This window comes from Pirellulales bacterium (assembly GCA_033762255.1).
GTDB lineage: Bacteria > Planctomycetota > Planctomycetia > Pirellulales > JALHPA01 > JANRLT01.
This window is the reverse complement of the sequence record JANRLT010000020.1, coordinates 63,712-77,764: the sequence shown is the minus strand read 5'-3', so window position 1 is coordinate 77,764 and position 14,053 is coordinate 63,712. Positions and strand designations below refer to the sequence as shown.

At 56.1% G+C, this 14,053-nt stretch carries 8 protein-coding genes and 1 tRNA gene; 7 read left to right on the top strand and 2 right to left on the bottom strand.

What is annotated here, in order from left to right:
• Window positions 1-417 precede the first annotated feature (417 nt).
• From SFX18_05460 to SFX18_05450, 3 genes are all read left to right on the top strand, one after another.
• Window positions 418-490: transfer RNA gene (locus tag SFX18_05460), tRNA-Thr, on the top strand.
• Between the two features lie 207 nt (window positions 491-697).
• Window positions 698-2,026 (top strand): DNA-directed RNA polymerase subunit alpha C-terminal domain-containing protein, encoded by a 1,329-nt coding sequence (locus SFX18_05455; protein MDX1962579.1) that lies wholly within the window; start codon window positions 698-700, stop codon window positions 2,024-2,026.
• Between the two features lie 346 nt (window positions 2,027-2,372).
• A complete protein-coding gene (locus SFX18_05450) occupies window positions 2,373-3,323 on the top strand; it encodes a DUF1559 domain-containing protein (GenBank protein ID MDX1962578.1) in 951 nt (316 codons plus the stop codon).
• Between the two features lie 17 nt (window positions 3,324-3,340).
• On the opposite strand, the gene SFX18_05445 is transcribed toward SFX18_05450, so the two are convergent.
• Entirely contained in the window at window positions 3,341-4,486 is a 1,146-nt protein-coding gene (locus SFX18_05445; GenBank protein ID MDX1962577.1) for a metallophosphoesterase, read from the bottom strand.
• A gap of 312 nt (window positions 4,487-4,798) precedes the next feature.
• On the opposite strand from SFX18_05445, the gene SFX18_05440 reads away from it, so the two are divergent.
• On the top strand, window positions 4,799-6,244 hold the full coding sequence (locus SFX18_05440; GenBank protein MDX1962576.1) for a vWA domain-containing protein: 1,446 nt from the start codon (window positions 4,799-4,801) through the stop codon (window positions 6,242-6,244).
• A gap of 1,350 nt (window positions 6,245-7,594) precedes the next feature.
• Here SFX18_05440 and SFX18_05435 read toward each other — a convergent pair.
• Window positions 7,595-8,413 (bottom strand): DUF1963 domain-containing protein, encoded by an 819-nt coding sequence (locus tag SFX18_05435; GenBank protein ID MDX1962575.1) that lies wholly within the window; start codon window positions 8,411-8,413, stop codon window positions 7,595-7,597.
• A gap of 588 nt (window positions 8,414-9,001) precedes the next feature.
• On the opposite strand from SFX18_05435, the gene SFX18_05430 reads away from it, so the two are divergent.
• The 3 genes from SFX18_05430 (at window position 9,002) to SFX18_05420 (ending at window position 13,947) form a co-directional block, all read left to right on the top strand.
• Window positions 9,002-10,099 carry a PA0069 family radical SAM protein gene (locus tag SFX18_05430; GenBank protein MDX1962574.1) on the top strand — a complete coding sequence of 366 codons (1,098 nt, stop codon included), beginning with the start codon at window positions 9,002-9,004 and terminating at the stop codon, window positions 10,097-10,099.
• Between the two features lie 162 nt (window positions 10,100-10,261).
• Window positions 10,262-10,786 (top strand): hypothetical protein, encoded by a 525-nt coding sequence (locus tag SFX18_05425; GenBank protein ID MDX1962573.1) that lies wholly within the window; start codon window positions 10,262-10,264, stop codon window positions 10,784-10,786.
• 518 nt (window positions 10,787-11,304) lie between these two features.
• Window positions 11,305-13,947, top strand: coding sequence for a ligase-associated DNA damage response DEXH box helicase (locus SFX18_05420; protein MDX1962572.1), 2,643 nt, complete (start codon window positions 11,305-11,307; stop codon window positions 13,945-13,947).
• Window positions 13,948-14,053 lie beyond the last annotated feature (106 nt).

Sequence of the window (14,053 nt, the reverse complement as noted above, 5' to 3'; positions counted from 1 at the left end):
ACAGTGGATTTTGTTCCTTTCTGCTCTGTTGCGCTATTCTACTTAAATGATAGGACTAAACGTGGTAGTCGAGAATTATTTTTAAAACATTGCAAGTTAAGCACTTAAGTAAAAGCGAAGTTTTTTTAGAGTATTTATCGCCATTTGGCATAAGCATTGCACCTAAGTAGTATCGGTATTATTCGATGGCCCGCGGGGTCTCCGACGTACGTTGGTAGGATGGTTGCCTTGCCCCTGACTATCCTATCTTGCTAACGAAGCCGTTAGCGCGTCAGAGACCCCGTTTTCTTTTTCTCCGTCATTCCTCCTGGAATTGGCTAACTCGTTATCTAGCAAGACTTTTGGGGCTTGGACCCCCTCTTGACCAATTGTCAGCCAGGATTTAATTTAGAGAATTCTGTCTGTGCTCGTTTCTTTGCCAACGTAGCTCAATTGGCAGAGCACCGCATTCGTAATGCGGGGGTTGCGGGTTCAACTCCCGCCGTTGGCCTAACGTATTGTCGGATATAGTTTTCCAAAGAAATTACCATTTTTTCAGGTCCTTTCGGCTGGTCCTACCCACACAACTTTTTAGCGTTTGTCCTTCAGTCAAGAATTAACTTTTTTAACTAATTTGCATTCCACAGTGGCGCGGGGCTGATTTTTGGTGCTTTCCCGCCATCCACCAAAATTTACTTTGTACGAGGAGTCTTTTTGCATGTCGGTGACCACCGCGGCCGCGAACGTCAAACAAATTGTTTTAACCAATGGCACCTTTGGACCACAAGAAATCCAGCAAATTGTGGATGCGATCAGCGACGACCCGCTCAATCACCGGGTGTTGCGCGAAGCGACCAACGAATTAGAAGCCAGCGAAGACCGCTCTCCCGCGGCCGCCGTGCGCTTAGGCGTCTGCTTTTATATCCTGGGCCGTTACAATATGGCCATCGACACGCTTAAGGCGGCGGATGGCGGAGCCTTGGCCCATTTTTACATGGGAAAAAGCCATGCCTCGCAGGAAAACTTTGAACTGGCCAACACCAGCTTTTTAAATGCCGCCAAAGCTGGCTATGATTCGGATATGTGTACCCTGGCTCGGGCCGAATGCCTGCGCTTGTCCGGCCAACCTCAAGAAGCCCTGGCCCTGCTGGATAAACTTTCCGGCGCTGTCGAGCAAACATCTGAATATCTCTATCAACGAGGAGCCACCGTCGCGGCCATCGGTGGTAACCCGTACGAGGTGATCGCTCTCTACGAGCGTGCCGTGGAGGTGGACGGACGCCACGCCGGAGCGCTATTTGGCCTGGCCATGGAAAATGAACGCCGGGGGAATGACGAAACCGCCCAGCAATATTATGAACGCTCGATCGCCCGTTATCCGGCCCACGTGGGAGCGCTATTAAACCTGGGCGTGTTGTATGAGGACCGCTCGCAGTTTGAAAAGGCGAACAACTGCTACCAGCGGGTCTTGGATATTTTTCCCATGCATCCCCGGGCGCGATTGTTTCAAAAGGATGTTTCCGCCGCTAAGGATATGTTCTTTGACGAGGATGCCCAACGCCGCAAAGATCGCCTGAGCCAGGTGTTGAATATTCCCGTGACGGATTTTGAACTCTCCGTTCGCAGCCGTAATTGCCTGGTAAAAATGGGGGTCAACACGCTGGGTGATCTGGCCCGCACGTCCGAGGCGGATTTGCTGGCCAGCAAGAACTTTGGCGAAACCAGTTTGGTCGAAATTCGCGAAATGATGGCGACCAAGGGGCTGGCCCTAGGCATGTTTGCCAACGAAAAAGTCGAACCGGAACCGGTGTTTGAGCCAGAAGCCTTTAGCCCGGATGAGCAAGCCCTGTTGGACCGGCCGATTTCTGATCTCAATCTGTCGGTGCGGGCCCGCAAGTGCATGATTCGCTTGGGAATGAACACCATTGGCGAATTACTGCGCAAGACCGGTGACGATTTGCTGGAATGCAAAAACTTTGGCGTCACCAGCCTGAACGAAGTGCGGGAAAAGCTCACGCTCAAGGGACTTAAACTACGTGGGGATTGATTCCCGTCTGGGCAATCCCTCCATCAAGAATTGCATATCCCGGCACAACTTTAGTGTTCCGCCGCGTCAGGATTGCACGTTGCTCATGAAATATTAACAATTGCCCAATGGCTTTTGGTGGCAGTTATCCGCGCAGGCCCAGTCGGGGTAGCTGTTATTTATATCTGGATGGCAGTCTTGCTCCCCCTCCCCGCCGAGGATCAGTGCCTAGGAATATGTGCCGGAAAAAATGCGCAATTCCCAACCCACTGCTGTCAAATTACGTATTGAACCTTAGAATGAAGTCTGGTCGCGGGGCGGTCATTCATCAATAAATTTCATTTCCGGAAACAAACAGGATTAGGCTATGCGGAGCATCCACGCGCGCCAGGGGGGATTTACCCTAGTGGAATTATTGGTCGTCATCGCGATCATAGGCATTTTGGTGGCGCTCTTGCTTCCCGCGATCCAGTCCGCCCGGCAAGCCGCCCTGCGCAATGCCTGCATTAACAACATGCGGCAGTTGGGACTGGCTTTTCAAAATTATCACGACGTCAACAAGAAGTATCCGCTGGGTGTGGCCAGCGTGCATGACGATATCAAGCCTCCTCCTCCCCGGGTTTCGATTCATACGCTGATCCTGCAATACATCGAAGAGCAAAACGTATCAAAGCAATATTTTTACAAAGATAATTGGGACAATGCCAGGAATAAACAGGCGCGAGCATCCTTAATTCCAGTTTTTCTGTGCCCCTCGGTCCCGGAGGATGCTAACAAGCGGATGGATGACGCCGCGGCGCTTATTGGGCTAAGCGACGGTGTGCAAGGCATCTGCGATTACGCTCCCAATGTGGCCCTGCACCGCGATATTGTCCCCAAGGTTACCGCCTTGGGGATGAAGCCCCCGATCAGCCGTGTGTACGGCAGTATCAACGGTGTGCTACAAACCGTTACTCGTCAAGAACCCGTCTTCCCCAAGGCGATGACCATGAAGAAAATCACGGATGGCACGTCGAAGACGTTTTTATTCTTTGAAGACGCGGGCCGGCCTACGTATCACACGAACAATCCCAAGTCCGGCGATCCCAAAAACACTAAGGTCGCCTGTTGGGCCGACCCGGACAATTACTTTACCTCCAAGGCCGATCCCCCGATTAATAATAACAATTACGACGAGGTGTTTTCCTTTCACACCGGTGGCGTCGTGACGGTCTTTGCCGACTGCTCGACGCACTTTGTCAGCGAAGAACTGGACCTGCGGACGTTTGTGTCGTACTTTACCCCGCAAGGGGGCGAAGTCGTCAAGGCGATTGATTAGGCGGGAAGGCCTTATCTTTACCCTCCAATCGCGCTTAGCTTCAGCTCAAACTGGTTTTGACCGCTCGCATTGCACTCGTTCCGCGTCGGTGAGTAATCATACGTGGCCAGCGTTCCATCGTCGCGCATCTCGATCAGCCGCAGCCAGCCGTCTCCCCCCTTGGGTTTCATCTGAAAGTTCACCAGCATCTGCGGCACATCGCGGCCACCGGGCGTTTGGCTGGTCAGCTGGCCCAGGCCGTCCCCCAGCACATGGCCATTGACCGTCATGATAAAGTTTTTGTGCCGGGCCACCAGATCGTTCCACAGTTCCTCTCCGTCGCGCACATCGTCGTTGGTCGCCTGGGCCACGCCATACGCGTGCGGATTCCAGGCTTGCTTTTTGGCGTATTTTTTCCAGTCGTAGCGCGTCTCGTCAAAGTACATGTACGCATGCGTGATCAAAATCACTTCCCGGTCGTGGTGCTTGGCCGCGACTTCATTGGCCCAGCGCACCACGTCGGCCCGCGGGCCAAACTCCAGGCCCAGGATCAAAAACTTTCTCCCCGCCGCCTCAAATAACTGATAGTTATTCTCCCACTTGTCCGACTCTTGGTCATAGGTTCCTCCCCAGTGCGGCAGCCCGCTCCATTCCTTCACCATGAAATATTCATTAAGCAGTGTCGTGCGGTCTTGGCACCCTCCCCCTTTGCTATAATCGTGATTCCCCGGCACCATGCCCACGGGCACGTTCCCCCGTAGTTTATTCATGGCCGCTTGGGCGACTTCCCATTCGGGACGGCTGTTGCGGTTGGTGATATCCCCCAGGTGCAGCACCGCGGCGATGTTGCGCGGTTCCCGCTGTGCCAATATCCATTCCGTCTGCGCGTGAAAGGTTTTGGGGTGCTTTTCGCTGTAATTCTGGGTGTCAGGCAGAACGGCGATCGTGAACGCCCCTTTGGTCGGCAGCGGCGGTTCCCCCGGCACAAATTTCGCATCGGCATAGGGGTCGGCGGCGGGCTTTTTAGGGGCTTTGGGCGGATTAGGGGTTGCTTTTGGGGAATCGGCGGCGGGTATTCCTGCGGGTACCTGGCCAAAGGCCGCTTCCGACCACCAAAAAGCCGCCGGAGCCGCCACCCAGTGGGAGGTAGTTGCTAGCCATTTCCGTCGATTCAGCCGTGCCATCAGATCACTCCTATAAAAAAAGCCGTCCCCCAGAGCGAACTCAACGAGTTGCGAACTTAACAAATCGCGAATTTAACTGAAAATAGACATTTCACGCCTGTTTGCAATCCACCCACGGCGAACTTACAAAAATCTCATATTTTGGGAACCACGGTGCAGGGACCGAGCGTCCAATGTGGCGTATTGATCCGCGCAGGAGCATCTTTCCTCACTGTTTACAGGTTACAAAAGTGTTACCCGCAAGCGGTCCCCGAACGCGTATGATCTAAAGTGTCGTTCCCCCGTTCCCTATGAAAAATCAGGAGTTCTCCCATGCGAAAGTCCCTTTCACGCTGGTGCACAGGATTGTTACTGGTGGCTGGTGGCGGTCTGGCCGCTTTCCCCTCCCTGCAGGCATGTGGGCCGTATCACGAACTGCCGCAAAGGATTTCCACACCCGCCGGGGCTACCCAGCCTCCCCAAACAACCCAGTCCACGGGTGAGTTAACTCCGGCTACGGATTATATCCCTATTTCTTGTTCAGAAATTGGCGTGGAAGAACCTGTGGCGCAACCAAACGGAACGGTTGGGCAAGTGACACTTGTCAGTTTGAATGCCGCACCTGAGCAAACCGCTACTGCGGCCACGACGGAATCGAAGCCCGCCGCCGCCGCTGATAATAAAAATTCCGATGCCAAAGCGAATACTGACGCCAAAGCCGCCACGCCCAAAATTCAGGTCGCGCTCTTGCTGGATACCAGTAACAGCATGGATGGACTGATCAATCAGGCCCGCACGCAGTTGTGGAAAGTAGTGAATGAATTTTCCAAGTCCAAGCTCGGTGATAAGCTACCGCAATTGGAAGTCGCGCTGTTTGAGTACGGCAATGACGGCCTCCCCGCCAGCGAGGGGTACATTCGGCTGGTGGTGCCGTTTACGTCGGACCTGGACAAGCTATCGAAGGAACTCTTTGCCCTGCAGACCAACGGCGGGAGCGAATTTTGCGGGCAGACGATCTCTCAGGCGGTAAAAACGCTGGCCTGGAGCAAGGCCGACGCCGACGTCCATTGCATCTTTATCGCGGGAAATGAGCCATTCAACCAAGGTCCGGTCGATTATTCCGCCGCCTGTAAGGACGCCGCTGGGCTGGGGATCACCGTCAGCACCATTCATTGCGGCGACTATCAGACCGGTCTGCAAACTGGTTGGGCGGATGGGGCCAAGCTAGCGGATGGCAACTACATGAGCATCAACAGCGATGAGCAAGTGGCCGACATTCCCACGCCGCATGACGAAAAGCTAGCCGAGCTGTCTACCCGTCTGAACGCCACGTATGTGGTCTATGGCAGCGCGCAGGAGCAAGAGGAATTTAAAGAAAATCAGGTCGCCCAAGATGCCAACGCGGCGCAGGCGGGGGCTGGCGTGGCGGCGACCCGGGCACTGTCCAAGGCGGGGCGCTTTTATGCCAACGCCCAGCGGGATCTGGTCGATGGGCTAAAGGATGGCTCGGTGAAGCTGGAAGAGCTAAAGGACGAGCAACTGCCCGAGGAAGTTCGCAAGCTGAAGCCGGAAGAACGCAAAGCCTGGGTGGAAAACAAAGGGAAAGAACGGGCCGCCCTGCAAGAGGAAATCAAAAAGCTGGCGACCGAGCGGGACGCGTTTATCACCGCCGAGCGGCAAAAGCTAGCTTCCGCTGACAAGAAAACCGACTCCCTGGACACAGCAATTCTCAAGGCCGCCCGCAGCCAAGCGGAAAAGAAGAATTACACGTTTGAGTAGTTGGAGGAGTGGAGCAATGGAGTTTGGAGAAGTGGAGCAATGGAGTTTGGAGAAGTGGAGCAATGGAGTTTGGAGGAATAGAGGAGTGGAGTTTTTGTAAAGAGCGACGGATAACGGAGCGTCTTCCCCGTAGCGGCGAGTTTTACTCGCCGTTATGGTTTATGCTTAGCCGCGACGCGCAGCGGAGCGCGTGCCAACCAAATAATGCATTTATCACGGAGGAGACACCGAGGTGCACGGAGAAGACATTCTGTAGAAGGCGGCTCCGTCGCCGATTTAGTTTTTGGTTGCAAGTTATTGCTCTTTGCTTAGCCGCGACACGTAGCGGAGCGCGGTATTTGGTTTTTGGTTAATTGCTCCTTCACAAAGCCGCCGATGGCATCGGCGGTCCACGGTACTGTAGGTCCCGCTCGCCGAGCGGGACTGGGTATCTGGTGTTTGTTAACGTGCGAAGCTCCCCAGGATCTCCATCTTTCTAGCCCACGATCAATCCGCCTAATTCTAAATTCTTCATTTTTTTATTTTTAATTCTCAATTCCCCCACCGCGCAGCGGTGCGGGATCGTAGCCGTGGACGCAAGTCCACGGACAGCATTCCCATCAACACCAAAGCCCCAACGGGGCGGCGTAATTATCGTAGGGCAAAGGATCGTAGGGCGGAACGTGTTCCGCCATCCACGATTTCGTGGCTTTATCCGCCAGTCCCAGGCCATCCAGCAAAGACACTGGCGGGACGCCAGTGCCACCCAAAGTTTTTGTATAATTGACACGTCTGGTGCAAGGAAATGGAACCGGCAAGACAAGGTCAGCACAGGTTGTAAATGGAAACTTCAACGGTGCCACACCGCCGGATTTCACGAACTAGGAAAATATTTCCTGGGCCACCCGCCGCTACGCGGTCAAGAATAAGTTCCCGAGGTAGCCGATTTGATGATGGGTTAAATAGGGGGTACCCGCAGGGCGGTTTGCTCAAGAGCTACAGCCGCCGGGCGGCGTGACGGACGCTGGTTGCAACCGGCGCGACGATCTTTTTGGCGAAGAATAACTGCGTACCCCGTACGCGCCGAACGGGAAAATCTGTGCTTTGGTGTGCGTGTGCGGTGGAATGTTTGTGAATTCTTCATGGGTCGGCTGCGAGTAACGGCGTTCCCACCCCGTTAGTTTTACGATTCGTCAGGTTCGATAGCGTCATTTTTGGTGCGCACTAATTTTGGCACAGGGCGGGCCTTAGTTGCTTATTATCCGTCAGGCTGTCGTACCGGTCAAGCTTTTGTGCGTGTTCCCAGGATTACCGCGGCCAAGTGGATTCTAGGCGAATTCCGCCCGCAAATTGTTGGGCATGGCCGCGTTGTTACCGGTCAAACCAAGTCACTCTTCCATCTGGCAAAAGTGACAGATGCGCGCCGAAGCAATCGCCCCACATCAATTCCCGTCCCTCTACTTCCGGCCGCTCGTCCAACGGTTCCGCGCAATTAAGCCACGGATATTCCTCCAGGCGGGAAAACAGTATCGGCCCAAGAGAGCAAAGGTAGTCGGGATAACGTTCGTTTTGTTGGTACCCGTAAGGATAGCCTCCAATTTTGGTGCATAGTGGGCTGGCAATAAACAGACTGTCCCTTGAACGATCCGCCATGACATACCACGGAAGCTCATAAGTTCGGAAAGGAACTCCGTAGCAGCGCGGTAACGGGAAGTCGTGCGCCGGTATGTCCGTCTCGGGAACTAGCCTGTCATCCGAGATCAGCGACTGCCATTCAAACTGGAGGTCAAGCACCGAATGATCAAGAGGCGTCCCAAAGACCAAGAGCACTTCGGCCGGCAGCCGCGGCACAATGTCCAAAGACTGCGAAAAGCAGAATTGTCCCACAAAAACAAGCGGTTTGTCATCGCGTGACAGCGGCCAAGGACGCGTCTTGTCGCGATAGGGGGGGCCACCGACCTTGGTCACGCAACGGTTGGCCGACTCTCCAGCGACAAAGACAAAGTGATCGGACAGTTTGAGATATGGCTGGTCGGCCTGTTGATCAACATGACATTGGAACATCACTTCGCGTTCAACATGCAACAGCGGGCCAACTAGCCCGATAGTCCCCGCCACTTGCCGAAAGTCCCGCTCCAATAGCACTGTCAAGTTCGCGTCCACTAAAAACTGCCAAAGTGTGGTCGGCATGTTAGACACCCGTCATGACAAAGAGTCAAGGAACAATGCTCCCAGTCTAAACATCAATCTTGTCTTACCCGCGAACCGCAAGCTTGGGTCAGTGGTTAGTCACGCTCACACCCGCAAGACCGGCGGCGATCGCATACTGGCTTGCGGCGGACCCGGACGAAGCAGCCGCGGACCCGCCGGCCACAGTCACTGTGCCACCGCCCACCGCAGTACCACCCGCCGCACTGCTTCCGGCGGCGGCCGGTAAAGCGTAAGCCCCGACAAAAACCGGGTACCCCAGGAACTTGTTCCTGGGCGGCGCAGCCGCAAGAAACATTTCCCAGAAAAACACACCATCCGATTCATCTCTTCCAGACCTAGTCACATTCCACCCAGCGGATCGGCACGCTTACACTGCGGCGTTCATGATACCACCGCGCGGAACTCCACCGCCAGTCCACTACTCGCCCCCACTATTGTGCAAAAAATTTCCCCCTTGGCACAATAACCCCGCTTGACAAATAGTGTGTAATATTGTACAGTAACGGCATGTGCGGATATTAGCCCTGAAAAGGCCAGCGCGTCCGCCACGCGCTGCATGATGATACCATGACAAATTCCCCCCTCGGACGATTGATCGGACGCGGTGCCAATGTCGCCCCCCAGAACCGCTTTGAGCGGGTCCGCTGCGATGCCGACTATGAACACCTAGGCGAATCGGCGGAGGAACTGGCCGAACTGCAATCCGCAAAAAAAGTCACCACTGCCTTTTATGAGGATCAGTCCCAGTCGCTCATTGTTGAAAATGATAGCCCCGATATCCCTTTTCGCTACAGCATCAACCCCTATCGCGGCTGCGAGCATGGCTGCGCGTACTGCTACGCCCGTCCCTATCATGAGTACCTGGGCTTGAACGCGGGAGTCGATTTTGAGACCAAAATCCTGGTCAAGACCGCCGCGCCCCGGCTGCTGCGGGAGGAGCTTAATCGCGCCCGTTGGACGGGGCGGGACATCGTGGCGATCTCTGGCGTGACAGATTGTTATCAGCCGATCGAGCGGGAACTGCAAATCACACGGGGGATGATAATGGTGCTGGCCGAGGCACGGCAGGCGTTTGGCACCATTACAAAAAACGCGCTCATCACGCGGGACCTGGATTTGCTGGCTCCGCTGGCGGCGCATCGGTTATATCAGGCAAATATTAGCATCACGACACTGGATGCGGACCTCTGCCGCGTGCTGGAGCCGCGGACTTCGCCTCCGGCCAAACGGCTGGACGCGATCCGGCAGCTTACCGCGGCGGGGATACCGGTGCGAGTCATGGTCGCGCCCATCATTCCGGGGCTTAACGATGTGGAAATCCCCGCGATTTTACAGGCGGCTGCCCAGGCGGGTGCCCGTGCGGCCAGCTATGTGCTGCTGCGGCTCCCTTTTGCGGTGAAAGATATTTTTATGGAATGGCTCGAGCGCTATCGGCCCAACCTGCGGGAGCGGGTGGAGGCGTACATTCGCAAAACGCGCGGCGGAGAACTTTCCAGCCCCAACTTTGGCGAGCGGATGCGCGGCACGGGGGAGTACGCGGGGCAAATTGCCAACACTCTGGCGGTTTTTTGCTGCAAATACGGCTTAATGGGGGGCCTGCCAGAATACGACACCAGCCTGTTCCAGCCCCCATTGCCCGCATCGGGCCAGATGAGGCTGTTTTAGGGGAATTCCGCGGGATTTGACCGATTACGAAAAATATTTTTGGGAAGTGAGGAAGATTTTTCGCCAACTTCGTTTGCATGGGTAGGTTGTTCAAATTTAAGCTGGTGGAAGTTTTTTCACCCGACCTTTACCCTGGGGCACAAATCCATAAGGAGTTAGCGGATGTTTACACCACGTTTTTGGCAGCGGGCGATTTTAATCGCGGTTATGTTGGTTGGCGGCGGAGGGGCGGTCCTCGCCCAGCAATATTACGCCACGCGGCAGTATTACTCTGGCTGGCGTAAACCGGCCAAAGCCAACTATCACTATCGCCATTACTATTACAAGCCCCGCGCGAACTACAGCGGCTACAAGCACCATTACGTGGTGTACTATCCGACACGGCCAAAGTACTACTACTATTACAATCCGTACACCCGCAAGTACTGGGGCCGTTGCCCAACGGAAAGCAAAGGAGAGCCGCTGTACAGCATGTTGGCCGAGGCGGACCGCCAGGGGTCGCTTAAGGATATTCCCGAAAAGGCGTTCCCCAAGCCAACCACCCCGCCCCCCATCCCCGAGTCCGAAGATAAAACGCCGTTGGACCTGCCGCCGGACGATTTGCCGGAAGAAACCGAAGGGATCGCCAATCCCGCCGCGCCTGCCACTGCCCCCAGTGCTCCGGTAGCTCCCCCCGCGGAAGAATAGGCCGCAGCGTGAGCAAGGGAATCCTTAGCCCGCAGCGTGAGCAAGGAGAAATTCAGCCCGCAGCGTGAGCCAGGGAAGTATGGAATGCAGAATTCGATTGCAGTTATTTCGCCTTCTGCATTCCTACTTCTAACTTTACCTTGCGTGGGTCGTGCTACCCACGGATCCCGGCACCCATCTACCGGGGGCAAGGGTAAGGCGCAGAGGACGGAGCGTGCGGCACCGGGGACGATGCCTGCTACGATGCGTCGGCACCGGGACGGTGCCTGCTACGATGCGTCGGCACCGGGACGGTGCCTGCTACGATGCGTACGGCACCGGGACGGTGCCTGCTACGATGTTTCGGCACCGGGACGGTGCCTGCTACGATGTTTCGGCACCGGGACGGTGCCTGCTACGATGTTTCGGCACCGGGACGGTGCCTGCTACGATGTGTACGGCACTGGGACGGCACCGAGGACGGTGCCTGCTACATTATTCCCAGTGGCCTAAGGGGGGTAACTCGATACAATATGTATGTGAAGCCCGCCGCAAAACCAAAACGCTCTCCCGCACCGCAACGGCAACCACCCGCGCGGCCACCAACCCCATTTTTGGTGGCGGAGTGGTTCGCCGCGCGGGGTTGGCGGCCGTTTGCTTTTCAATTGGCCGCTTGGCAGGCGTTTTTAGATGGTGAAAGCGGCCTCATTCATGCCGCCACCGGAATGGGCAAGTCCTACGCCGCGTGGTTAGGCATCATCGAGGAGTATTTGCAGGAGGAACAAGCCGCCGCGCGGATCACAGGCGGAGAGATCCCGGATCAGCCGCTGTTTTCCACTAGTAAACATACGGCGACAACACCGCACATCGACCAGGATTGCCCCACTGAAGAAAAGCAATCCCGCGAAACGACGGAACCGCTGCGCGCGCTCTGGATCACGCCGATGCGGGCCTTGGCCAATGACCTGGTCGGCACGCTGCAGGAACCGGTCGCCTACTGGCAGCTCCCCTGGTCGGTGGAGCTGCGCACTGGCGACACCACGCAGACCATGCGTAAAAAACAACGCGCGCGGCTGCCGTCGGCGCTCGTTACCACGCCGGAAAGTTTGTCCCTGCTGTTGTCATATCCCGAAGCTCCGCAGTTGTTTAAAACACTACGCGCGGTGGTGGTGGACGAATGGCACGAGCTACTCGGGACCAAACGCGGCGTCCAGACGGAACTATGCCTGGCGCGGTTGCGCCGCTGGCTGCCCGGCCTGCGTACCTGGGGCCTGTCCGCCACGCTGGCTAACCTGGAACTGGCGCGGTACGTGCTGTTGGGCGTCCCATCCGACTCGGACCCACTTCAGACGCGGGCCGCGGCGATTATCTCCGGCGAGACGGACAAATCGCTAGCGATCGAGACGATCTTGCCAGAGGATATCGAACGTTTTCCTTGGGCGGGGCATCTGGGGCTAAAGCTATTGCCGCGGGTGGTGGCACAGATTGAAGAGGCCCGATCATCATTGGTATTTACCAATACTCGTTCCCAGTGCGAAATTTGGTTTTCAGCGATTTTGCATGCCCGGCCCGATTGGGCGGGAAGCATGGCCCTGCATCATGGGTCGCTCGACCGCGAATTGCGCGAATATGTGGAAGCGCGGCTGCGGGGAGGCGATTTTAAGTGCGTGGTCTGCACGTCCAGCCTGGACCTGGGGGTGGATTTTTCTCCGGTGGACCAGGTGCTGCAGGTAGGAAGTCCCAAGGGGATCGCGCGGCTGTTGCAGCGCGCCGGTAGAAGCGGGCACCAGCCCGGCGCGACCAGTCGCGTGATTTGTGTGCCGACGCACGCGTTTGAATTGGTGGAGTACGCCGCCGCGCGGCAGTCGGCGGAGATTCGCGATCTCGAGGGGCGAGAACCGCTGGACCGTCCACTGGATGTCTTGGTGCAGCATCTCATTACCATTGCCATTTCCACCGGCTTTGCGCCGGAGGAGCTACTGGCGGAGGTGCGCACGACGTATGCGTACCGGCAACTCACCGACGAGGAATGGCAATGGGCGCTCGACTTTGCCGTGCGCGGCGGACAATCATTGCAGGCATATCCGCAATTTGCCAAACTTGTTCAAGTCAACGGCCGCTACGTGGCAGCAAATCCGCAGGTTGCGCGGTTGCAGCGGATGACCATTGGCACTATCTCCAGTGAAGCTTCGCTAGTGGTCAAATTGATGAGCGGCGCGACGCTGGGGACGATCGAAGAGGGCTTTATCGCGCGGCTGCGACCCGGCGATCATTTTGTGTTCGCCGGACGGCCGTTGGAGTTTGTGATCTTGCGGGATATGGCCGTTTATTGCAAGAAAAGTAAACGCCAGGAAGGCGTGGTCCCCCGTTGGGACGGGGGCCGCTTTCCCCTTTCCACGCAAATGGCCCGCGCGGTGCGCAGGCAATTTGATCTGGCCCGCGCGGGGGATTTTTCCAGTCCCGAACTGGCGTGCGTGCGGCCCATCTTAGAGCTGCAACGTAGCTGGTCGATTCTGCCCGGACCGCGTGAGCTACTCATTGAACGGGCCAAAGTGCGCGAGGGGCACCAGCTCTTTTTTTACCCATTCGAGGGGCGGGCGGTGAACGAGGGGATCGCCTCGCTGGTGGCGTACCGCATTTCGCGGGAAACACCCTGTTCCATCACCATCACGCCGAATGATTATGGCGTGGAACTGCTGTCAAATATTCCGCTGGACTACCTGGCGGAGCAGTGGCAAAAATTGTTCTCCACGGCGGAGTTGGAAGAAGACCTGCTGGCTTGCTTAAATGTCAGTGAACTGGCCAAGCGGCAGTTTCGCGACATCGCGCGAGTGGCGGGACTGGTCGTTACCGGCTATCCCGGCGCCAGCAAAACCGCCAAGCAACTGCAGGCCAGCACCAGCCTCATTTATGACGTCTTTCGCGAGTATGATCCGCAAAACATGCTCTTGCAACAAGCGCGGCGCGAGGTCCTGTTGCAGCAGTTGGAAATTGAACGGATGCGGGCCGCGCTTGCGCGAATGACCCAAGCCAACCTGGTAATTCAGTTTTGTCCGCGTTTGACACCGTTGGCCTTTCCGCTGTGGGCGGCGCGTATTCAGACCACGAAGCTTTCGACCGAAAAATGGTCGCAGCGGGTCGAGCGAATGGTGGTACAACTAGAAAAAGCGGCGGGGAGGTGATTTAACTATAAAGCTAACAGTCCTACGGACTTACTCATAAGAATAAAATCTTCCTGAAGCGGCCTTATCTTTTTAGAAATTACGGTACAATGTCTGTATATTTTCG